General features: G+C 57.8%; 20 protein-coding genes. 18 read left to right on the top strand and 2 right to left on the bottom strand.

What is annotated here, in order from left to right:
* Positions 1–93 precede the first annotated feature (93 nt).
* From ACNAZS_RS07750 to ACNAZS_RS07670, 17 genes are all read left to right on the top strand, one after another.
* Positions 94–1,731: a BCCT family transporter gene (locus ACNAZS_RS07750; RefSeq protein ID WP_415787889.1), complete on the top strand. Its 1,638-nt coding sequence runs from the start codon at positions 94–96 to the stop codon at positions 1,729–1,731.
* Positions 1,732–1,814: 83 nt separating this feature from the next.
* The gene (locus tag ACNAZS_RS07745; protein WP_415787887.1) at positions 1,815–3,692 is read left to right on the top strand and encodes a DUF294 nucleotidyltransferase-like domain-containing protein; all 1,878 of its coding nucleotides are present in this window, start codon (positions 1,815–1,817) and stop codon (positions 3,690–3,692) included.
* A gap of 13 nt (positions 3,693–3,705) precedes the next feature.
* Positions 3,706–4,455, top strand: coding sequence for a 3'-5' exonuclease (locus ACNAZS_RS07740; protein ID WP_415787885.1), 750 nt, complete (start codon positions 3,706–3,708; stop codon positions 4,453–4,455).
* Between the two features lie 261 nt (positions 4,456–4,716).
* Positions 4,717–5,274: a DUF3455 domain-containing protein gene (locus ACNAZS_RS07735; protein WP_415787883.1), complete on the top strand. Its 558-nt coding sequence runs from the start codon at positions 4,717–4,719 to the stop codon at positions 5,272–5,274.
* 95 nt (positions 5,275–5,369) lie between these two features.
* A complete protein-coding gene (locus ACNAZS_RS07730) occupies positions 5,370–5,936 on the top strand; it encodes a sigma-70 family RNA polymerase sigma factor (protein WP_415787881.1) in 567 nt (188 codons plus the stop codon).
* A complete protein-coding gene (locus ACNAZS_RS07725) occupies positions 5,933–6,658 on the top strand; it encodes an anti-sigma factor (protein WP_415787879.1) in 726 nt (241 codons plus the stop codon). Before ACNAZS_RS07730 ends, ACNAZS_RS07725 begins: the two co-directional genes overlap by 4 nt.
* Before the next feature lie 219 nt (positions 6,659–6,877).
* Positions 6,878–8,035: an NAD(P)/FAD-dependent oxidoreductase gene (locus tag ACNAZS_RS07720; protein WP_415787877.1), complete on the top strand. Its 1,158-nt coding sequence runs from the start codon at positions 6,878–6,880 to the stop codon at positions 8,033–8,035.
* A 33-nt stretch (positions 8,036–8,068) separates the two neighbouring features.
* A complete protein-coding gene (locus ACNAZS_RS07715; RefSeq protein WP_415788856.1) occupies positions 8,069–8,437 on the top strand; it encodes a RidA family protein in 369 nt (122 codons plus the stop codon).
* A 23-nt stretch (positions 8,438–8,460) separates the two neighbouring features.
* Positions 8,461–9,915 carry a M81 family metallopeptidase gene (locus ACNAZS_RS07710; RefSeq protein WP_415787875.1) on the top strand — a complete coding sequence of 485 codons (1,455 nt, stop codon included), beginning with the start codon at positions 8,461–8,463 and terminating at the stop codon, positions 9,913–9,915.
* 39 nt (positions 9,916–9,954) lie between these two features.
* Entirely contained in the window at positions 9,955–11,538 is a 1,584-nt protein-coding gene (locus ACNAZS_RS07705) for an ABC transporter substrate-binding protein (RefSeq protein WP_415787873.1), read from the top strand.
* Positions 11,539–11,580: 42 nt separating this feature from the next.
* Entirely contained in the window at positions 11,581–12,516 is a 936-nt protein-coding gene (locus ACNAZS_RS07700) for an ABC transporter permease (RefSeq protein WP_415787871.1), read from the top strand.
* A 5-nt stretch (positions 12,517–12,521) separates the two neighbouring features.
* Positions 12,522–13,388, top strand: a complete 867-nt coding sequence (locus tag ACNAZS_RS07695) for an ABC transporter permease (RefSeq protein ID WP_415787869.1) — start codon at positions 12,522–12,524, stop codon at positions 13,386–13,388.
* A gap of 8 nt (positions 13,389–13,396) precedes the next feature.
* On the top strand, positions 13,397–14,377 hold the full coding sequence (locus ACNAZS_RS07690; protein ID WP_415787867.1) for an ABC transporter ATP-binding protein: 981 nt from the start codon (positions 13,397–13,399) through the stop codon (positions 14,375–14,377).
* A 33-nt stretch (positions 14,378–14,410) separates the two neighbouring features.
* Positions 14,411–15,400, top strand: a complete 990-nt coding sequence (locus ACNAZS_RS07685) for an ABC transporter ATP-binding protein (protein ID WP_415787865.1) — start codon at positions 14,411–14,413, stop codon at positions 15,398–15,400.
* Positions 15,401–15,426: 26 nt separating this feature from the next.
* Positions 15,427–16,878 carry an N-acyl-D-amino-acid deacylase family protein gene (locus ACNAZS_RS07680; RefSeq protein ID WP_415787863.1) on the top strand — a complete coding sequence of 484 codons (1,452 nt, stop codon included), beginning with the start codon at positions 15,427–15,429 and terminating at the stop codon, positions 16,876–16,878.
* 24 nt (positions 16,879–16,902) lie between these two features.
* Positions 16,903–17,823: an N-carbamoyl-D-amino-acid hydrolase gene (locus ACNAZS_RS07675; RefSeq protein ID WP_415787861.1), complete on the top strand. Its 921-nt coding sequence runs from the start codon at positions 16,903–16,905 to the stop codon at positions 17,821–17,823.
* Between the two features lie 17 nt (positions 17,824–17,840).
* The gene (locus tag ACNAZS_RS07670) at positions 17,841–18,452 is read left to right on the top strand and encodes a helix-turn-helix domain-containing protein (protein WP_415787859.1); all 612 of its coding nucleotides are present in this window, start codon (positions 17,841–17,843) and stop codon (positions 18,450–18,452) included.
* A gap of 16 nt (positions 18,453–18,468) precedes the next feature.
* Here the strand turns inward: ACNAZS_RS07670 and ACNAZS_RS07665 are convergent, their stop codons facing one another.
* Together ACNAZS_RS07665 and ACNAZS_RS07660 are read right to left on the bottom strand one after the other, a co-directional pair.
* The gene (locus tag ACNAZS_RS07665; protein WP_415787857.1) at positions 18,469–19,872 is read right to left on the bottom strand and encodes an MFS transporter; all 1,404 of its coding nucleotides are present in this window, start codon (positions 19,870–19,872) and stop codon (positions 18,469–18,471) included.
* A 24-nt stretch (positions 19,873–19,896) separates the two neighbouring features.
* Positions 19,897–20,214: an EthD family reductase gene (locus tag ACNAZS_RS07660; RefSeq protein ID WP_415787855.1), complete on the bottom strand. Its 318-nt coding sequence runs from the start codon at positions 20,212–20,214 to the stop codon at positions 19,897–19,899.
* A gap of 508 nt (positions 20,215–20,722) precedes the next feature.
* Here ACNAZS_RS07660 and ACNAZS_RS07655 point away from each other — a divergent pair.
* The gene (locus ACNAZS_RS07655) at positions 20,723–21,976 is read left to right on the top strand and encodes an acyl-CoA dehydrogenase family protein (RefSeq protein WP_415787853.1); all 1,254 of its coding nucleotides are present in this window, start codon (positions 20,723–20,725) and stop codon (positions 21,974–21,976) included.
* Positions 21,977–21,998: the final 22 nt, after the last annotated feature.

The raw sequence follows: 21,998 nt of genomic DNA, 5'->3' as shown, positions 1-21,998 counted from the left end.
TTGTTAGAATGTCCGTTCTTGATGGACTGAAATCCGTCGGCAGCACGGGTTGACTCCATCCGGTTCAATGTGATTTCCAGGGGGGCGTGATTGATGGAAGAGAAACCAGAGAAGAAAGACCCGATGATCCCCGATGGCGATGTCAATCCCATCGAGACCGATTATCAGATCGGACAGGACAACATCATCGTCAACGTCGGCCCATTCGGTCTCGACATTCACAACCCCGTGTTCGGCATTGCAGGGGGGCTGGTGGTTCTATTCGTGGCCTTGACGCTAGGGTTTCACGATCAAGTCGAAACGCTATTCAGTGGCATGAAGGACTGGCTAACGTCCAATCTCGATGGGTTTTTCCTCGTCGCCGGCAACTTTTTTGTATTGGTATGCCTAGTCGTCGCCTTTTCGCCGCTGGGCAGGGTGCGGCTGGGAGGTACTGAAGCCAAACCCGATTATTCCTATGTCGGCTGGTTCTCGATGTTGTTCGCCGCGGGCATGGGCATCGGATTGATGTTTTTCGGCGTCTCCGAGCCCTTGACACATTTCAGTACCTCACTCGCGGGCATTGAAATGGCAGACGGTGTGCGCACCGACTGGGCACCGCTCGGGGCCGCTGCCGGTGACGCGCAAGCCGCCGCGCGCTTGGGCATGGCAGCAACCATCTACCACTGGGCGTTGCACCCGTGGGCCATCTACGCCATCCTCGCCCTTGGGTTAGCTCTGTTTTCGTTTAACAAAGGGCTGCCCCTTACAATCCGGTCGGTGTTCTACCCACTACTGGGCGAACGCGTGTGGGGCTGGCCGGGACACATCATCGACATTCTTGCCGTGCTGGCGACGCTATTTGGCCTGGCTACTTCGCTGGGCTTTGGCGCCTCGCAGGCCAGCTCGGGCCTGCATTTCCTATTCGGCACACCGGAGGGCATCACCACGCAGATCATACTGGTCATCGGTATCACGGCCATCGCGCTGGGCTCCGTTGTCGCGGGATTGGATGCGGGCGTCAAGCGCCTGTCCGAAATCAATATGGCGCTGGCACTGCTATTGTTACTGTTCGTCATCGCGGTCGGGCCGACGCTGGATATCTTAAGCGGCTTTTTCTCGAACCTCGGCGCCTACCTCGAGTACCTGCCCGCGCTGTCCAACCCCGTAGGTCGAGAGGACACTAATTTCCTGCAAGGCTGGACGGCCTTTTACTGGGCATGGTGGATCTCTTGGTCGCCCTTTGTCGGGATGTTCATCGCGCGCGTTTCGCGTGGCCGCACAGTACGTGAATTCATCATCTCGGTCCTCATCGTGCCCTCGCTGGCTTGCACGCTGTGGATGACGGTCTTCGGCGAGACCGCGATTTCTCAAGTTGTGCAGAACGGCTATGAGGCTGCGCGTGATGCCGAGTTGCCGCTGCAGCTATTCATGATGCTCGATGCGCTGCCATTGAAGGAAGTTACCTCCTTTATCGCCATTGTGTTGGTAGTCGTATTCTTCGTCACATCCTCCGATTCGGGCTCGCTCGTGATCGACGTGATCTCCGCTGGCGGCAAGGTCGATGCGCCTGTCCCTCAACGTGTATTCTGGGCCATATTTGAGGGGCTTGTCGCCATTGCGCTGATTTTCAGTGGCGGGCTGGTGGCCTTGCAAGCGATGGCGGTATCGACCGGTTTACCGTTTGCCATTGTGTTGCTGGTATCAACGATAGCGATCGTCAAGGGGCTGATGTCGGAGCCGCGACGCTAAACGTGCCCGCTGGCCCGGCGACACAAATCGACTGGGCCAGCAGGCGACAGAGATAATCCCGCCATCATTGCCGTATCCGAACCATGCAGATCGAGCAACTTGAAGTCATCGATTTTCTCCTGGCTCGCTCCCCTTTTGACGCGCTGCCGCGGGAGACGCTGGAGCACTTAGCCGCCGCCGTCGACGTTTGCTATTACAAGTCAGGCGAACAGATCGTCGAGTTCGGGCAGGCGTCCGAGTTCTGGTATGTGATACGTAGCGGCGCGGTCGAAGTCTTTCGACGTGACGGAACGCTATACAACCGCCTGACATCAGGCGGGTATTTTGGCGAATTTGGTCTACTGCGTCACGGTCGGGTTCGTTTTCCTGCGCGCGCGCTGGAGGATTCGCTGATCTACCTGATTCCGCAGTCGGTGTTTCTGGACTTGTTCGAAAATCATGAAGCGTTCGCGGATCATGTTGAGCTTGAGGACCGCACACGACTGCGACAGGTCATGTCGCGCCGAGAAGATGCCAATGAGTTGCTGTCAGCGACCGTGGACACCCTCGTTGGGCGCGAGGCCGTAACGTCAAATGGTAGTGCGAGTGCGCGCGAAGCTGCCCAGCGCATGACACAAGAGGGCGTGTCCTCACTGCTGATCATCGACGATAATCCGGACGTACCCGAGTTGCCATTGCTGTCCGGCATCGTCACGGACCGTGATCTGCGTACCCGCCTGCTGGCGCCTGGTCTGGATCATGACACGCCGGTAGCCGAGATCATGACACCGCACGTGGTAACGATAGCGCACAACCAGCTCATCTTCGAAGCCATGCTGGCAATGCTGCGCCACAACGTGCACCATTTGCCAGTCATGAAGCACCAGCGTCCGATCGGCATCGTCGCACTCTCGGACATTATCCGCTACGAATCGCGCAACAGCCTGTTCGTGGTCGGGAATATCTTTCGTGCACAGACGGTGGATGAGCTGGCCGCGCTAGTGCCGGACGTACGTGCCTGTTTCACGCGCATGGTGAATGAAGACGCCAGTGCACGCATGGTGGGTAACGCAATGACCGCGATCGGACGTAGCGTCAAACAACGTCTGCTGGAACTCGCCGAAGCCGAACTCGGCCCCACACCGGTACCCTATTGCTTTCTGGCGCTAGGTTCAATGGCTCGTCAGGAGCAGTTGATCATTACCGATCAGGACAACGCCATCATTCTGGATAATCGCTTTGACCCCGCTCGGCACGGTGACTGGTTCAACGCGCTCAGCACGTTCGTCTGCGACGGACTGGCGCGCTGCGGCTATACCTACTGTACCGGCGGAGTGATGGCGAGCAATGAAAAATGGCGCCAGCCGCTTGCCGCATGGGAGCGTTATTTTACGGATTGGATAGAGCGCCCGACTCCCGAATCACTGCTTCATGCCGGCATTTTCTTCGACCTCGATGGCGTATGGGGCCGCACGGAATGGGTCGTGCATCTGCGCGAACTGATCGCGCGCAAAGCGAAGGGAAATTCGCGATTTCTCGCCTGCATGGCACGCAATGCGCTGCTGCGCACACCACCACTGGGTTTCTTCAAGGACTTCGTTGTCGAGTCTGACGGCCGCCACACCCATGCGATCAATATCAAGCGTCGTGGCACCGGACCGCTGACTGACCTGATCCGCGTCCATGCACTGGCGATCGGCGCGCAATCGCTGAATTCCTTTGAACGAGTGCGCGAAATCATCGATGCGGCCATCCTGCCGCTGGGAAGAGGGCAGGATCTGTACGATGCGCTGGAATTCATCACAACGGTACGAACTCGCCGCCAAGCCGATGATCTGACTGCGGGCGACGAACCCGACAACAGCATCGAACCCGAGAAGCTATCGGAGTTCGAGCGCAAAAATCTGCGCGATGCTTTCCTGATTCTGAGCAACGCGCAAAAATATCTTAAGTATCGTTATCAGCCCGGTCGGGCCAACTGAGTACAGGAACGTCATGCTGCACCTGGGGGACTTACGAACCAAGCACGGAAATCGCCCGGATGCGCAGGAGCAGGACTGGCAACAACGTTTTGCGACACTGGCTGACACGGCACAAGATCCGCGCCTGAGAGCCTTCTATGCACAGGGCATACCGCCAGGTGACAGCTTCTTGCAGGATGTCCCGATGGCTGCGCTCGATGTGGAAACCACCGGCCTCGACATTTTGCGCGACGAAATCGTCAGCATCGGCGTTGTACCGATGACAATGACACGTATTCAAGCCAGCGCATCGCGCTACTGGGTGGTTCACCCCACCGGCGAATTGACGCCAGAGTCGATAACAATCCATGCAATCACGCACTCGCAGATCGAAACGGCCCCTGATCTGAGTGTGGTCCTTGAAGAAGTGCTGCAAGCGCTGGCAGGCCGTATTATCGTCGTGCATTGCCGTGCAATCGAACGAGGTTTTCTGGATGCTGCGCTCAGGACCCGCATTGGTGAAGGCATAGAATTTCCGACCATCGACACGATGGAACTCGAAGCGAGGCTACACCGCAAATCTCCCAGCCTGTTGGCCCGATTAATGGGCCGCCCTAAGCAGACCGTTTCGATCCGGCTGGCGGCCAGTCGAGCGCGGTACCGACTGCCACGCTACCGTGCCCACCATGCGTTGACTGATGCATTGGCCAGTGCTGAACTGTTGCAAGCTCAGGTGGCGCACAGGTTTTCCGTAGAGGCGCCACTACGTACGCTGTGGACCTGAAATACACGCCATCTAGATGCTATGTGAACCCGCTCACGCGGGATTCCGTGGAGATTTGAGTGGTTTGGAACCTGCATGTAGGCGTTATTGAAAAACGCCAGGCTCGCCTTGCCCTGGGTAGACTTCGCTGATCAAGCCATAACTGCCCGGCAGATGTAACAATCGAAACCGCTGCATCCAAATGCCTACCCCGCGTGTAGTACCTATGACGGCGCCTGCGGGTCGAGCCGTCACTTCTCATTTTTCTGCGGGAGACTATTCATGAAGATCCAGCGTACGTTCACTGTGCCGGCCACGGTCGGCCTGTTCGCCGCCACCATATTGACGGCCTGCGGCACTATGGCCTCCAAGCCAATGAGCTATTCACAAGAAGGCCTGCCGGCCAGCATCCAGGTGCCCTCCGGCAATAAGGTCGCCTGGGAGACGGTGGGCTCCGGCGACATCACCTACGAATGCAAGGCCGGAACCAGCGGCCAACCGGGCTGGATGTTCATCGGTCCCGATGCCATGCTGAAAGATCGCCACGGCAAACAAGTGGGTAAGTACTACGGTCCGCCAGCCACCTGGGAAGCCATGGACGGATCCAAGCTGACCGGCAAGCAACTGGCCGTGGCACCGTCGGGCGAAGGCAACCTGCCCTATCAATTGGTGCAAGCCAATCCCGCTATGGGCAAGGGCGCGATGACGGGCGTCACATACATTCAGCGCGTGGCGCTCAAAGGCGGGGTAGCGCCGAACATGCCTTGCAACGCGACATCGCTGGGCAAGCGCAGCGTTGTCCAGTACCAAGCGGACTACATATTCTGGAAGGCCAACTAAGAGTTCGAAATGCCATCGTCAAGCATTTCCCGGTAAGATGCGGCAACAACGTGGACCGGCGTATCCCGCCGGCCTCCGCTTAGCTGCGAGGTGCCATGCCGGGTCTGCCTGATGAGGAATTCGACTACGAAGCTGCAGTACGCGGATGCGCGGCGCGTCACCGCGACGCACTCGAGCATTTGTACCAACGCGAAGGCGCCCGCCTGTTGGGAGTGGCCCGCCGTATCGTGGGCGACGCTGCCGTGGCAGAGGACATCGTGCACGATGCTTTCATCAACATCTGGAACCAGGCCTCGGGCTTCGATCCCGCCCGAGGCTCAGCGCGCGGCTGGCTTTACAGCATTACTCGGCACTTGGCGCTAAATTTTGTGCGCGACCACGCGCGCCTGGTGCCTGTCGATGAGGCCGTGGCCGCACGTCTGGACGCCGATGTGGCCTTGCAGGACTGGCGCGATCGCCACGGGCTGGCCTGGGCCGACTATGCAGGCCGCATGGGGCCCTGCCTGGACGAACTGCCCGCCGAACGCCGCAACTGCATCGTACATGCCTATGTCGAGGGCCTATCGCATTCCGAGATTGCGCAGCGGCTGGGCACGCCGCTAGGCACGGTCAAGGCCTGGATCACACGCAGCCTGAAGGCACTGCGGGACTGCCTAGCATGACCACGCTTCACGACAATCCGCCCGACGACCTGGACGCCCTGGCGGGAGAATATGTACTGGGCACCTTGCCGGCAGAACAACGCCGCCAAGTGCAAGCGAACCTGCCGCATGATGCGGCGTTGCGCACGGCGGTGTTGTATTGGGAAGAACGACTGCTGCCCTTGGCCGACTTGGCGGCGCCGGTGCAGCCCTCATCCGGACTCTGGCTCCGCATCCAAGGCAGTCTGGCGGACCCCGCGCCCACAGTCTCGTCCCGGCGCGGCACACGCCCGTGGGCTGCGCTGTGGGCCAACCTGCCATTCTGGCGTGGACTGTCTGCTGCGGGGGTGGTCGCGGCAGCCTTGCTGGCCGCCCTGCTCTTGTTCCAACCCGCCGGCATGCCGCCACAATATGTGGTGGTGCTGGTGGCACCGCAATCGCAGGCGCCTGGTTGGGTCATACAGGCCCAGGCTAACGACGCAGTGCAATTGGTGCCGCTCGGACGCACGCAGGTACCGCCAGGCCGGGCGCTGGAGTTCTGGACCAAGGCCGACGATTGGCCCGGCCCGGTATCGCTGGGCCTGGTTCAGCCCGGCCAGACGATCCGCATCCCGCTAGACAAACTGCCGCCGCTGGTGCCCGATCAGCTCTTCGAGCTGACCCTGGAACCGGAAACAGGATCTCCTATCGGCCGGCCAACCGGGCCCATCCAGTTCATCGGCCGCGCGGTCAAGGTGATGTGATAACGATATCCCGGCGCCCTTTAGCCCTGCTTGGAAATCGTTAGAGGCTTGTGATCCCCAATGCCTGGAAACCCTCAAAATCGTCACGGCATTAACCCGTAGTCGCGGGTAAACCCCCACGAAAGTGCCTTGACCGCAGTGCTCGTTGAGTACATATTTTCGTTTACGAGAATTCTCATATTCGATAAATAGCGTTGTTGAGCGAAAAGGTGGCGTTTCATGACAGTAGGGAAGGTGTACGACTATCTGATCATCGGTGCGGGGATTGCGGGTGCGTCGCTGGCCTATCGATTGAGAGAACGTGGCTCGGTCCTGGTCGTCGAGTCGGAAAGCCAAGCGGGATATCACTCTTCTGGACGTTCCGCGGCGATGTTCATGGAAACCTACGGCACGGCTACGGTCCGCGCATTGACGCGGGCCAGCAGAGCGTTCTTTGAAGCCCCGCCAGAGGGTTTCTGTGAACATGATCTCTTGGCTGACCGAGGCGTGCTCTATATCGCGCATGATGGGCAGGAAGCCCTATTGGCCGAAACATTTGATCAACTGCAAAAAACAGGATCAGCGGTACGTCAAGTCACGGCAGATGAGGTGGTTTCCCGCGTTCCCTGCGTGCGCCGGGACGGTCTGATAGGCGCCATCGAAGAAGCCGACGCCAAGGATATCGATGTACACGTTTTACTGCATGGATTTCTGAAGGGCGCCAAGCAAGCCGGCGTCGAGTTTTGCTACAGCGCCTCGATTGTCGGCGCCAAACGCGAAGACGGCCAATGGCGTGTTGATCTCTCCTCGGACGCCACCGTTGCAGCCAAGAATGTCATCAATGCCGCAGGAGCATGGGGGCAACAGGTCGCAGATCTGTTTGGCGCCACCCATATCGGCTTGCAGCCAAAGCGCCGCAGCGCTTTCACATTCACGGCGAAGAACAGCCAAAATACGGGGTGGGACGACATAGAACGATGGCCGGTAGTGGCAGCCGTCGATGAGTCGTTTTACTTCAAGCCCGATGCCGGGCAACTGTTAGGGTCCCCTGCGAACGCCGATCCCATCGATGCGCATGATGTCGTTGCCGAGGAACTGGATATCGCGATAGGCATTGACCGCATTACCACCGCAACCACGCTGGATATCCGGCGCCCTAATCACACGTGGGCCGGCTTGCGATCATTTGTGCCAGACGGCGATTTTGTGATCGGCTGGGATAAGAATGTCAGTGGGTTTTTCTGGTTGGTTGGCCAGGGTGGATATGGCATTCAGACGTCACCGGGAGCGTCGCTACTGGCGGCCAACTTGATCCTTGGTGAATCACTGGACCCATCCCTACAGGCCGAGCATCTGGATGTCTCGATTGTCTCGCCCGCGCGCTTCAGCGCCGAGTGAGTCTAACTGGTTTATTAAACATAGAGAGCCTTGATCATGAGCATTGAACGTTACGAGTCGCCTTTGGGCCTGCCTTTCTCACGCATGATTCGCGCGGGAGGCTTTGTCTTTTTCTCTGGGCAGATTCCGATGGATGCCCATGGCAAAGTCGTCAAGGGTGACATCAAGACGCAGACGGCCGCCGTGATGGAACGACTGAGTGACAGCTTGAAGGAAGTCGGCCTGGGTTTCGAAGATGTGGTGAAAGCCACGGTGTGGTTGTCCGATCTTGCGCTGTTTACCGATTTCAATGAAGCCTATCGTGGCTATTTCACGGCCGGCCTGCCTGTTCGTTCAACCGTCGAGGCCAAACTCGCCATGGGCGTGGATCTGGAAATCGAAATTCAGGCGTTGGATCGCTGACCTGATCCAGGAGAGAGACAACCATGCGGATATTCACGGCTTCGCTCGCGACCGAAACCAATACCTTCTCCCCGATCCCCACGGGTATCGATTCGTTCAAGGCCCGTGGTTACTATCCCGCTGGCACACACCCCGATACGATGCTGCAATTCTCGGGGCCGCTGTGGGCCGCGCGTGAACGTGCCAAAGAGCAGGGTTGGACGGTGATAGAGGGGGCGGTGGCGGGCGCCGTCCCCGCAGGGCTCACAACACGCTACGCCTACGAGACGTTGCGCGACGAAATTTTGCAGGACCTCAAACGTGCCGGTGCGGTGGACGTAGTGGTGCTGGGCTTGCATGGCGCCATGGTGGCAGATGGTTATGACGACTGCGAAGGCGATTTGATTTCCCGCGTACGCCAAATAGTCGGACCCGATGTGGTCGTCGGCGCAGAGCTTGATCCGCATTGCCACATGACACCACTTATGTATGAGAACGCCGACATTCTGGTGTGCTTCAAGGAATATCCGCACACCGATATTCTCGAACGAGCCTATGACCTGGTGGATCTCTGCGCCGCCAAACAGCAGGGAAAATTCAAGCCGGTGCTGGGGGTGTACGACTGCGAGATGATTTCCATTATGCATACGAGTCGGGAACCCATGCGCAGTTTCGTGGATCGGTTGCTGCAGATGGAGCAGGAACCTGGCATCTTGTCTATCTCGATTGCGCACGGATTCCCTTGGGGAGACGTACCGGGCATGGGCAGCAAAGTGCTGGTCTATACCGACGGCGATACCGAACGCGCGCAACAACTCGCCGACCGCGTGGGCAAAGAGATCATCGGTTTTCGCGATGCTTTGCAAACGCCCTGCCCGACGACGACCGAAGCCTTGCAGATCGTTGCCGACAATCAACGTTATCCGGCGGTACTGGCGGATTCTGCCGACAACGCCGGTGGCGGCGCGGGCAGCGACTCCACGTTTGTGTTGGCGGATTTCTTGAAAAACAACATCCGTGATGCCGTGATCGGTCCGATCTGGGATCCTGGCGCCGTTGGTCTGTGTATGAATGCTGGCGAAAACGCCACGATCAAACTGCGTATCGGCGGCAAGGTGTCCGAGGCGTCTGGCCAACCCGTCGATGCGCTGTGTACGGTCAAGGCCCTGCGCCGAGACGCGTATATGACGGGATTGTCGAACACGCCGTCGTCGCTGGGCGATGTCGCCGTCGTCGAGACCGCGGGCATTACGCTGGTCTTGACCTCCGTGCGAAATCAGGCCATCGGACAAGATTTGTTCACGCAGTTCGGTATCGACCTACGCAAGCAAAAGTTCATTGTGGTGAAGTCTTCGCAGCACTTCTATGCCGATTTTTCAAAAGTGGCCGCTCAGGTGATTTACTTGAGTACCCCCGGATCGGTTTCCTCGGACATCAACGCGTTGCCCTATAAAAAACTGATGTATCCAAAATGGCCGCTGGCCACGCCGGCACATTAATGCATCGCAACTATACATAGACCGACACAGGGAAAAACCATGAAAATGACATCCATCTGCATGAAAACGCTAGTCACTGGCATGTTGACGGCAGGCTTATTGTTAGTCAGCGGGACGGCCTCGTCGGAAAGTACGATCCGCCTCGCGCCCACGGCAGATCTGAAGACATTGGATCCGCTGTTCAACACCGCCTATATCACGCGCAATCACGGTTATATGGTGTTTGACACCTTGTTCGCACAAGACAGCAAGGGACAAGCGCAGCCGCAGATGGTGGATAGCTGGAAAAAATCCGAAAATGGCAAGCAATGGTCTTTTACCCTGCGCGATAAGCTGGTTTTCAACGACGGTACCCCGGTGACCGCCGCGGATTGTGTCGCATCGATCGAACGTTGGGCCAAGAAGGACACGCTAGGGCGTCTCCTGATGAAGGCTGGTGCCTCATTGAAGGTCGTCGACGATAAAACATTCGAGCTCACGCTTGAAAAGCCGTTTGGTCTCGTCTTGGCCGCACTGTCCAAGCCCTCAGGTATGCCGCTTTTCATTATGCCGAAGCGGTTGGCCGATACCGACCCCAGCGTACCCGTCACGGAGATGGTCGGCTCCGGTCCATTTCTCTTTAAGAAGGACGAATGGGTACCCGGCAACAAGGTGGTGTACGTCAAAAATCCGAACTACACACCGCGCTCGGAGCCCGCTGATGGCCTGGCTGGCGGCAAGGTCGCCAAGGTCGATCGCGTTGAATGGATCTATATTCCCGACGCGAATACTGCTGCTGCCGCGCTACAAAACGGCGAAGTCGACATGATCGAGAGCGTCACGCCCGACTTTCTGCCGGTACTGGAGGGAAATTCCGATATCACGCTGATTCCCACAGCGGCCTCTCAGGGCATGATCGTTCCCAATCACCTGTTCCCGCCCTTCAATAATGAGCTGGCACGCCAAGCGATGTATCACGTCGTCAATCAAGCGGCATTCGTTTCGGCCGTGGGCTATACCGACAAGTACCGTACCGAATACTGCCCATCGATGTACACATGCAGCTCGCCCTACACAACCGATGTCGGCGCAGCGCAATACAAGACGCCGAATATTGAAAAAGCGAAAGAACTGCTGAAAGCGTCCGGATATCAAGGTGAGAAGGTCGTCATCCTGTATCCGACGGACAACGTGAATTCACCTGCCAGTCTGGTACTGGCCGAGGCATTGAAAAAGGCCGGATTCAACGTCGACCTGCAGGCCATGGACTGGGCCTCTGTCGCGGCACGCCGCCTCAAGAAGGATCCCCCGGCAGAGGGCGGGTGGAATATTTTCCTGACGCACGGGGGGTACTTCGACGCGAGCACGCCAGTCACGAACCCCTGGCTATCCGCGTCCTGCGGCAATGGGCTGCCGGGTTGGCCCTGCGATAAAAAGCTTGATGAATTGCGTGCGCAATGGATTGCCGAGGGTGATGAGGCAAAGAGCAAGGAACTTGCCGCGCAGATTCAGGCGCGTGCCTATGAGTCCGTGCCTTATGTCATCTGGGGAGAATTCAACCCGGTCATGGCAACACGGGGCCTGACCCATACCGATCTGCTGAAAACGGGTGTCCCCGTGATGTGGAACATCGAGAAGAACTAAACCGGCACGGGTCAGTGGGAACCCAGAACAAGGAGTCTTGAGTTGCTATACGTATTACGAAGACTGATCGCGACCATTCCTGTCATGGTTGTCGTCGCGGTGTTTGTTTTCCTGCTGACCCACATGTCTCCTGGTGATCCGGCGGCCGTATTGGCCGGAGACAATGCCACCGTGGAGGATGTCGAAAAAATCCGCGCCAGCATGGGGCTGGACAAACCCCTCGTCGAGCAATTCCTGATCTGGAGCGGAAATATTCTGACCGGTGACCTGGGGACGTCGACATCGACCAATTTGCCGGTGTCGAAGCTTATTTACCAACGCATGGGGCCCACACTATCCATCGCGCTGTTCACGATCTTGTTCGCGGTTCTGCTGGCGGTTCCGCTGGGTGTCGCAGCCGCCTGGAAAGCGGGTTCGCTCACTGACCGATTGATCATGCTGGCGTCTGTCATGGCATTCTCCATTCCCGTTTTCTTGATTGGATACGGGTTGGTCTACGTCCTGTCAATCAAAATGGGTTGGTTCCCCGTGCAAGGCTATAAGCCGCTGTCGTCGGGCGTCGCCCTTTATTTCAAGCATTTACTGCTTCCCTGTCTCTCGTTGGGACTGGTCTATATGGCGCTGCTGACGCGCATGACTCGCGCCACCATGCTGGAAGCGCTCGGCGAAGACTACATTCGCACCGCTAAAGCGAAAGGACTCGGGACTCGCCTGGTGATCTGGCATGCACTCAAAAACGCGGCAAACCCCATTGTCACAACCATCGGCGTCGGTATCGCCATGCTCATCGGCGGCGTGGTCGTGACCGAAACGGTATTCGCGATTCCCGGGCTGGGAAGATTGACGGTGGACGCCGTATTACGCCACGACTATCCAGTCATCCAGGGCGTGCTGCTGATTGCGTCGGCTGTCTATGTATTAATCAACCTTGTCGTCGACCTTAGCTACAGAATTTTTGATCCCAGGATGGGGCGCTGATCGCCATGCAAACACTCACACTAGGCGCCAAGATCACCAGAAAGAGAGTATGGACGCTGTTTCGCCTGCAGCCCGCCATGTATATCGGGATTGCCGTGCTGGCGATCCTGGCTGTAATCGCGGTGTTTGCACCGCTGTTGTCCAGCCTGAATCCGTTGGATATCAATCCCCTGGCACGGATGAAGCCGCCCTCGGCAGAGCATTTTTTTGGCACGGACGCTCTAGGACGCGATGTGTATACACGCGTGATCTATGGATCGCGCGTTTCACTGGTGGTCGGTGTTGCAGTGGCCGTGATCAGCGTGGTGCTGGGCGTGGTGATCGGCATGATGGCAGGCTATTTCTCTGCGCTGGATATGCTGATCATGCGCATCATGGACGGTCTGATGTCGATTCCGAATATCTTGCTGGCGATTGCGCTGATGGCGGTGTTCAGGGGCGGTCTGACCACCGTGATCATTGCCATCATCATTCCGGAAGTCCCGCGTGTGGTGCGCTTAGTGCGGGCGTTAGTCTTGTCGATCCGCAACCAACCGTACGTCGAGGCCGCCACGGCCGTCGGCACCCGCACGCACAAGATTCTGATAATGCATATCCTGCCGAATTTGTTTGCCCCGTTGATGGTTCAGGCCACGTTCATTGCTGCGTCCGCCATCATTACGGAGGCGGTGCTCAGCTTCTTGGGGGTAGGCATTCCACCGCAGATACCGAGCTGGGGAAACATCATGGCAGACGGACGCAATTTCCTCTCCATTGCATTTCACATCATTTTGTTCCCGGGATTGTTCTTGGCAATGACCGTGCTGGCCGTCAACATGCTCGGCGATGGCCTACGCGACATGCTGGACCCCAAGCTGGCGAAGAAGATCTGAGGCGCGCGATGAATACTCACAAAGACATACTGCGCGTCGAGAATCTAAGCGTGCATTTCGAGGGGCTGGATAGAACCGTCGTGGCCGTGAACGATCTTTCCTTTCACGTACGCAGCGGTGAGACACTGGGCATTGTCGGTGAGTCAGGTTGCGGGAAAAGCGTCACCTCACTGGCCATCATGCGTCTGCTCGCCACGTCTGCACGGGTGGTGTCGGGATCCATCAACTTTGAAGACAGAGATCTGCTGTCCTTAAGTGAAAAGCAGATGCGCGCGCTTCGCGGCAATCAATTGTCGATGATTTTCCAAGAGCCCATGACGTCCTTGAATCCGGTATTCACGGTAGGACGTCAGATTGCCGAGTCCATTGTGTTGCACCAGGGAAAGTCATACAAGCAGGCGCTGGTCGATGCCCAGGGGCTGCTGGAGCTTGTGCAGGTTTCAGATCCCGCCAAACGGCTGTCGAACTATCCCTACGAGTTGTCGGGAGGGATGCGTCAGCGCGTCATGATCGCGATTGCACTGGCATGCAAGCCTCGGTTGCTGATTGCCGATGAACCCACCACCGCATTGGATGTGACGATCCAAGCGCAGATTTTGCAGATCCTCAAGGATATTCAAGAGCAGATGGGGACGGCGACGGTATTGATTACGCACGATCTGGGGGTCGTCGCAGAGTCCTGTGATCGCGTCATGGTGATGTACGCCGGCTCAAAGGTCGAAGAGGGGCTGGTGTCAGACGTGCTGTATCGGGCGCAGCATCCGTATACGCGGGCGCTCATTCGTTCGTTGCCGGCTTTCGTCGATAATGGCTCACAACAGCCACGGCTTGCCGAATTGCCCGGTATTGTTCCGACGATCACGCCGCAATCATCGGGTTGCGCGTTTTCTTCGCGTTGCGAACATGCCATTGCGTCTTGTGCGTCCGTGCCCCCGGCGATCATTCAGGCCTCGGATGCGCACAAGTACTGGTGTCGCGTGGCGTCGTAGTGGCGCGAACGATAGAAATAGTGAGAAACGGATATGTCTCGGGAAAACATGCACGCCACGCACGGTAGTGATATCCAGATGGAGGTCGTCGGGCTAAGCAAGCGCTTCACGGTCAAGCATCACGGAAAAAACGCGGTGCTCAATGCGGTCAGCGACGTTTCTTTCACCGTGCGTAAAGGCGAGACGTTCAGCATTGTTGGCGAATCGGGCTGCGGCAAATCGACCTTGGGGCGTTGCCTGGCCAGACTGCTGGAACCATCGGAAGGACAAGTTATCTTTGAGGGCAAGGATGTAGGGCAGCTCAAGCGCACGGCGTTGCGAGAGCTTCGAAGAAGGATCCAGTTCATCTTTCAGGATCCTTATTCCTCGATGAACCCACGCATGCGCGTACGGTCTATTCTGGCCGAACCGTTGAATAATTTTTCCGTTCCTTCGTCAGCGATCACCGCTCGCCTGGACGACCTGCTGCGTCTGGTCAGCCTGAAACCCGACTCACTGGACAAGTACCCACATCAGTTCTCGGGTGGGCAGCGCCAACGACTGGTCATTGCACGCGCCTTGGCATTGGAGCCGGATTTCATTGTCTGTGACGAGCCCGTTTCGGCATTGGATGTCTCCGTTCAGGCACAGGTGATCAATCTGCTGGTCGATTTGCAGAAAGACTTGCAACTGACTTACCTCTTTATTTCTCACGATCTGAGTGTCGTGCGGCATTTGAGTCACAAAGTAGCGGTGATGTATCTCGGCCGAATGGTCGAGGTCGGAACACGCAGCGAGATTTTTCAAAACCCCCGCCACCCCTATACCAAGGCCTTGCTGGCAGCTGTGCCGCGTTTTTCGGAAGAGAGTCGTGCACTGCCTAAGTCTCTGCGGCTTTCAGGGGAGATTCCCAGCCCTTTATCGCCCCCCTCGGGGTGTGCCTTCCGTACCCGCTGCCCAAACGCGCAAGCGATTTGTGCGCGCGAGTTGCCCGAGGCAAGGCGCTTTAGCCCAGATCATGTGGTGGCCTGTCATTTTGCGTAGTAATCGGATTTTTCAGGAGTGGATGTATGAGCAGCCAAAATATTGAGTCCTACGACGTTATCTTGTCGGGCGGCCTGGTTATTGATGGTACGAACACCAAGCCGTACCTGGCGGATGTCGGCGTGCGAGGCGATCGTGTTGCCACGATCGGCGATCTATCCAAGGCAACCGCGACGCATCGTGAAAATATCTCGGGTCTGGCCGTATCGCCAGGATTTATCGATTCGCACACCCACGACGATAATCTGTTGCTGCGCAAACCCGCGATGGAACCCAAGATATCCCAAGGGGTCACGACGGTAATTACCGGGAATTGCGGCATCAGTCTCGCACCATTGCTGCATGAAAGCCCACCGCCGCCTCTCGACCTGTTGGATCTAGGGGGAAGTTACGCCTTTTCGACGTTCGCCGATTATCTACAGGCTCTGCAGCAATCTCCACCCGCGCTGAACTGCGCTTGCATGCTGGGGCATTCCACTTTACGAGCGGCCGTGATGCCCAATCTCGAGCGGAATGCGACGCCCGAGGAAATCGAAAAGATGCGAGACTTGGCGCGTGAGGGAATGGCCGCCGGGGCGATCGGCATTTCGACCGGGACGTTTTATCCGCCCGCTGCCCACGCGACAACCGAAGAAATTATTCAGGTTTGCCAGCCTCTGACGGAGCACAACGGCATCTACGCGACACATATGCGCGACGAAGGCGATGAGATTGTTGCCGCGCTGAACGAAACGTTCCGGATCGGCAAAGAGCTCGACGTCCCGATCGTGATATCTCATCATAAACTCATGGGAAAGCAGAATTTCGGACGTTCAGGCGAGACGCTCGCGATCATTTCCGAGGCGATGAAGACCCAGGAAATTTCGTTGGACGCTTACCCTTATATAGCCGGGTCCACCATACTAAAGAAAGACCGTGCGCTATTGTCGGCCAAGACGCTGCTCACCTGGTGCAAACCCTTTCCCGAATATACGGGCCGCGATCTGGACGATATCGCCAAAGAACGAGGCAAGGATCGCTGGGACGTTGTCGATGAATTGATGCCCGCCGGCGCGATCTACTTCATGATGGACGAGCATGATGTCCAACGCATCATGTCTTTTCCGGACACCATGATCGGTTCTGACGGTTTGCCTCACGACACACATCCCCACCCTCGCCTGTGGGGCACGTTTCCCCGTGTGTTGGGCCATTACAGCCGCGACCTGGGCCTGTTTCCCATCGAGACAGCCGTGTGGAAGATGACCGGCCTGACTGCGAGTCGGTTCGGCCTGGCAGACCGCGGCGTGATTCAGCAGGATGCCTTTGCCGACCTGGTTGTCTTCGATCCCGCCACCATCGCGGATACCGCGACGTTCGAGGCGCCCATGACGCATTCGCGGGGCATCCATCATGTGTATGTGAATGGCAAGAAAGTATGGGATGCCGACGCCCATTTCACCGGAGAGTACGCGGGTCGCGTGCTCAAGCGGTCCTGATCTGCGAACGCCAAGGAGCAAGATGTGAAATTGCACATTGCCGTGGCCCAGATGGGCCCCATCGCACGCAGTGATACGCGTCGTCAGGCCGTGGCACGCCTGTGTGACATGCTTGAAGATGCGGCGGGTAGAGGCGCTAAATGGGTCACCTTTCCTGAGCTGGCCTTAACGACCTTTTTTCCTCGTTGGACGATCGACGACACGCAAGAGCTGGAGAGCTTTTTTGAGACGGAAATGCCCGGGAAAGAGACGCAGCCCCTCTTTGACCGAGCGCGTAAATTGGGAGTTGGCTTTTACCTTGGGTACGCCGAGATCGCGGGCGACCGACGGTTTAACACCAGTATCCTGGTCGACAGCACGGGAAACATCATCGGGAAATATCGAAAGATTCATATTCCTGGCGACGCACAGTCCCAAGACGGGTATCCCATTCAGCATCTCGAAAAGCGGTATTTCGAGGTTGGCGATCTGGGTTTTCCGGTATTTGATGCGGGTGATACACGAATCGGGATGTGCATCTGCAACGACAGACGATGGCCGGAAACCTATCGCGTCATGGGTCTGCAGGCTGTCGATCTAATCATGCTGGGCTACAACACACCGACCGGTTACGGGCGATTGGGAGAGCCCAGACATTTGCCCCTGCATCACAATCATCTCTCTCTGCAGGCATCGGCGTACCAGAACACATGCTGGATCGCTGCCGCGGCCAAGGCGGGGGTTGAAGAAGGCATACACATGATCGGCGGCTCGTGCATCGTCGCGCCTACCGGCGAGATCGCGGTCCAGGCCCTGTCCGAGGACGACGAAGTGATCAACTATGTCTGCGATATGAGTCTGGCCGACGGCTATCGGGGTAATATTTTCCACTTTGAGCGGCACAGGCGTCCCGAACATTATCGGGCCATCGTGGATCGCGTGGGATCCAGCCGTTCGCCCTTTTAAAAATGGGAGAGGCATCTATGGCAGAAAAGGCGGACGCGCGAAGCCAGAAAAGTTTTTCAAAAGAGGCAATGGGCGGTCGCCTGAGAGCTATACGCAAAGAGAGAGGATTTACCCTCAAGCAGCTGTCGGCCGCCTCGGGGGTAGCGCTATCCACCTTGTCAAAGGCTGAACTGGGGCAGACTGCGCTGAGCTACGAGAAATTCGTCGCCATCTCGTTGGGCCTGAACGTGGATATGGCGGTGTTGCTGCAAGCCCGCGACAATCCGGTGCCCAATCGACTCAACGGTCAGGCACTGAAGGCTTGCAGCCTGGGGCAGGATGAATATCAAACCGATACCTATCGGCATCAGTTTTTATTCAGTGAAATTTCGGGCAAAGTCATGACCCCGATCATCGCAACCATCTTTTCCCGTGATCTTGCAGAGTTCACGGAATACATCAAGCATCCGGGGCAGGAATTTACCTACGTGGTCTCGGGAGCCGTTCGTATTGTTTTTGAAACGGGTAACGAGATCAGCCTGAAGCGCAATGAGTCTGCCTATTTTGATAGCTCGGTCGGTCATGTTTATCTGTCGACGAGCAAATCTCCAGCCCGTGTTTTGGCTGTTTGTACCGAGTTGACCGGGTAATATAAGTTGTCACGATCTACTGCCGTTTCCAGCTGAGTCCTGCTGCCAGCGCCAGTGCCGCGCCTATTGCCAATGAAGCCACGGTAAATCCGAGCCGCACATCATGAGCGGCTGCGCCGTCAGGTGCGATCGCGATGAAAAGACCACCAATTATCGCGATGCTTACCGCAGCGCTAATCTGCAAAGTGGCGGTGACCAAACCGGAAGCAAGCCCAGCCCAACGTGTGTCAACCTGGTCCACGTTCAAGCGAACCAGTGCAGGTAGTGCGATGCCTTGTCCAGCTCCAATCAGGAACAAAGGAAAGACGAGCCAAGACGATGCATCGATGCAGGCCAGAACTGCGACCATGACCAGGCCAAGCACTTCCAGGATCATGCCAAACGCTGCAGTGCGCGAACCCAAGCGCCGGACGATGGGTGGACCGCATAGCGGCCCCAGGAAAAAGCCAATACCGAGCGGCAGGATTGCCAAGCCGGCTGCCAACGCATCATTACCCAAACCGGCCTGTTCGTACACCGCAAACACAAAGAAAAACGCCGCAAGAGAATAGAAGAAGAATGCTGCCGTCAGACTGCGTTTCAGCCCGCGAGCTGCCAGAATCGAGGGCAAAATCAAGGGCGCTCTGTCAGCGAGCTCTTGTCTTTTTTCATACCACCAGAAGACACACAAAAAAGGCGCGCTCAAACTAAGTAGCGCGACGCACCACCACGGCCAGTGGTGCTCCCGTCCTTCTACGAGGGGTACCACCAAAGCCAGCAAGCCGGACGCTAGCAGCAACGCCCCTGGCACGTCCAGGCGAGCGGAACGCTCTGCCCGACTCTCACGAAGCAGCGCCAGCGCAGCGGGGATCGCGACGACAATAAGGGGGAGGTTGATCAAAAAAACGCTGCGCCAACTGAGCCCCCACGGACTGGCCGAAACCAGCACGCCCCCCAGCAGCTGACCTCCCACAGAAGCCAAACCGAACGTCGCTCCATACAGACTGAGTGCACGATTCTTCTCGCTTGCCGGAAAAAGGGCGTGTATCGATGCCAACGATTGCGGCGCCATGATGGCCGCCGATATCCCTTGCAGCAGTCGTCCGACAACGAGCACGCTCGGCGACGGTGCTAAACCGCACAACGCTGAAGCCACGCCAAAGCCAAACATACCGCCAACGAAAGCTCGCTTTCGCCCATAGAGATCACCAAGACGCCCTCCCAAAATCAACGTGACCGCATAGGCTGCGGCGTAGACCGAGATCACCAATTGCGAGACATCGGAAGATGCTCGCAGGTCGGTGCGGATGGCGGGTAGCGTCACATTGACGATGAAGAAGTCCAGGGGCGGCAACATTGTGCCGATCAACAAAACAGCGAGGGCCAACCAGCGGCGCGAATCAAGCGCCGCTGGCTCGGATGCATAAGTCAACGTATTCATGGGCGGTGAGCCTGTACTGGCCAATTAAAGTGCAACTGCCCGGACGCGCTGAGGAGCAATGGCGGTAAAGCGCGGCACGTCAGCCATTACATCGGAGGCTTCCGGCGATGCGAATGCAATTTCTAACGCGGCTTCATCTCGGAAGACGCATTCACAGATTGCGACGGTTCCTTTGTGTTCGGTCGTCGGAAAATAAGCCGCCACGCTGAGTAGACCGTACTGAGCCCAGGCCTTCATGGCCAATGGCAGATGGACGTCGACGTAATAGCTACGATTAAACGTATCTTGTGGCGTACCTTGGTAAGTCACGTAGACAACAACCGGAGCAGTTTGAGTATTCATAGGGCCTCCACAAGGCATCAGGCTACTTATTGAACGTTTGACAACCTATCAGCCTCGAACTGGGCCGACTCACCGACAGGCGAGATGGTGACGTCTATGAAATTATTTGTGAACTGCCATTCGCGTATATTTTTTGTGCATTTTTGAACGGTGATTCATGGCATGGACTGGAGCGATGTTCGAATTTTTCTGACGGTAGCCCGCGCAGGTTCGAGATGCGCGGATTTTCATCCAAGCCCAGCAGAGCAAGGCGCTGCGCCACATGCCGCAACAAGGCCGACGAGCGCGAACGGTTGGAGAGACTGCCACAAGGGTAAGAATACTCATGACATCTTGCAAATAGACAAACCCGACAGGATTGTCGGCACTGCCACCGGACCGCGATCAGATACCGTCTCGGCTTGTTCTTATTCAGCCTGCGGCGGCTCATATGGATATGAAAGATGAGTCGTTGATCTCTTCCCCGGCTTGTTTCATAGTCCTCCGCTTACCTTGTATGGAGAAATGCGTGGGACAGATTTCGCAAGGCTGGGGCGCGGGCCCCAGCGCCGACTACGAAACGCTGGAGCGGCGGTTCCGCGGTATTTTCAATGACATCCGTGCCGGCGCTATTGAACGGGAGCGCCATCGCGTCCTGCCACGCCAGGAAGTGCGCGCGCTGGCCCAGGTCGGCTTCACCGCCCTGCGCGTGCCCAAGGAATATGGCGGCAGCGGCATCACCCTGCCCGAACTGTTCAACCTGCTGATCGAACTGGGCTCGGCCGACTCCAACGTCGAACAGTCGCTGCGTGCTCACCTCGGTTTCGTCGAGACCGTGCTCAACACCGACAACCTGTCCTGGCGCGAGGCCTGGCTGCGCCGCATCGCGGCGGGCGAACTCGTCGGCCCCGGGCGCGGCGAGACCGACAACCGGCAAGGCACGCTCGGCACCCGTCTGTTTCAGCGCGACGGCAAGTGGTTCGTGAGCGGATCCAAGTTCTATTCCACCGGTCTGATGTACGCCGATTGGGCCGATGTGGGCGTCACGAGTGAAGACGGCAAGCCCTACGCTGTGACGCTGCGCACCGACAGCTCGGGCGTCGAACTGGTGGACGACTGGAACGGCTTCGGCCAGCGCCTGACCTCCAGCGGCACCACGCACTACCGCGACGTCGAGGTTGACCCGTCCAACATCCGGCCCGACGAAGATCGTGTGCCCTACTACCAGGCCTTCTATCAATCGCTGCACCTGGCCAACATCGCCGGCATCGGCCGTGCCGTGGCCGACGAAACCGCCGCCGCGGTGCGGGACCGCAAACGCAGCTTCAGTTCGGGCAATGCACCACTGGTGCGGCACGACCCGCAGATCCTGGAAATTGTCGGGCGGCTGCGTGCCGCCGCCTATGGCGCGGGCGCCATCGTGCTGCAGAATGCCCAGGCCCTGGAACGCGTATGGCAGGCTTCGCGCAGCGGCGATGCCGAGCGCACCGAGCAGGCACGCGCGATCGCCGACCTGGAAATCGCCCAGTCCCAAAGCCTGGTGATCGAGCTGATCCTGGATTCATCGACCCGGCTGTTCGACGCCCTGGGCGCCACGTCGACCTTACCGCATCTAGGCCTGGATCGCTTCTGGCGCAATGTACGCACCCTGGCCACGCACAACCCTCGGATCTACAAGGACCGCATCGCCGGCGATTTCGCCGTCAACGACACGCCTGCGCCCAATCAGTGGAAGATCGGCGTCGCCGAGCCGCAAACCGCGGCCCAGGCACAAGCCGCCTAAGACGTGCCCGCGCCAAACGGCA

Source organism: Bordetella tumulicola (assembly GCF_965138755.1).
GTDB lineage: Bacteria > Pseudomonadota > Gammaproteobacteria > Burkholderiales > Burkholderiaceae_B > Bordetella_A > Bordetella_A tumulicola.
Note: the sequence above shows the minus strand (reverse complement) of the source record. Positions and strands in the feature narration are given on the sequence as shown.

Coding starts and splice junctions, on each gene's coding strand:
- ACNAZS_RS07750 (WP_415787889.1), top strand. CDS start 94: ATGGAAGAGAAACCAGAGAAGAAAGACCCGATGATCCCCGATGGCGAT.
- ACNAZS_RS07745 (WP_415787887.1), top strand. CDS start 1,815: ATGCAGATCGAGCAACTTGAAGTCATCGATTTTCTCCTGGCTCGCTCC.
- ACNAZS_RS07740 (WP_415787885.1), top strand. CDS start 3,706: ATGCTGCACCTGGGGGACTTACGAACCAAGCACGGAAATCGCCCGGAT.
- ACNAZS_RS07735 (WP_415787883.1), top strand. CDS start 4,717: ATGAAGATCCAGCGTACGTTCACTGTGCCGGCCACGGTCGGCCTGTTC.
- ACNAZS_RS07730 (WP_415787881.1), top strand. CDS start 5,370: ATGCCGGGTCTGCCTGATGAGGAATTCGACTACGAAGCTGCAGTACGC.
- ACNAZS_RS07725 (WP_415787879.1), top strand. CDS start 5,933: ATGACCACGCTTCACGACAATCCGCCCGACGACCTGGACGCCCTGGCG.
- ACNAZS_RS07720 (WP_415787877.1), top strand. CDS start 6,878: ATGACAGTAGGGAAGGTGTACGACTATCTGATCATCGGTGCGGGGATT.
- ACNAZS_RS07710 (WP_415787875.1), top strand. CDS start 8,461: ATGCGGATATTCACGGCTTCGCTCGCGACCGAAACCAATACCTTCTCC.
- ACNAZS_RS07705 (WP_415787873.1), top strand. CDS start 9,955: ATGAAAATGACATCCATCTGCATGAAAACGCTAGTCACTGGCATGTTG.
- ACNAZS_RS07695 (WP_415787869.1), top strand. CDS start 12,522: ATGCAAACACTCACACTAGGCGCCAAGATCACCAGAAAGAGAGTATGG.
- ACNAZS_RS07690 (WP_415787867.1), top strand. CDS start 13,397: ATGAATACTCACAAAGACATACTGCGCGTCGAGAATCTAAGCGTGCAT.
- ACNAZS_RS07685 (WP_415787865.1), top strand. CDS start 14,411: ATGTCTCGGGAAAACATGCACGCCACGCACGGTAGTGATATCCAGATG.
- ACNAZS_RS07680 (WP_415787863.1), top strand. CDS start 15,427: ATGAGCAGCCAAAATATTGAGTCCTACGACGTTATCTTGTCGGGCGGC.
- ACNAZS_RS07670 (WP_415787859.1), top strand. CDS start 17,841: ATGGCAGAAAAGGCGGACGCGCGAAGCCAGAAAAGTTTTTCAAAAGAG.
- ACNAZS_RS07665 (WP_415787857.1), bottom strand. CDS start 19,872: ATGAATACGTTGACTTATGCATCCGAGCCAGCGGCGCTTGATTCGCGC.
- ACNAZS_RS07660 (WP_415787855.1), bottom strand. CDS start 20,214: ATGAATACTCAAACTGCTCCGGTTGTTGTCTACGTGACTTACCAAGGT.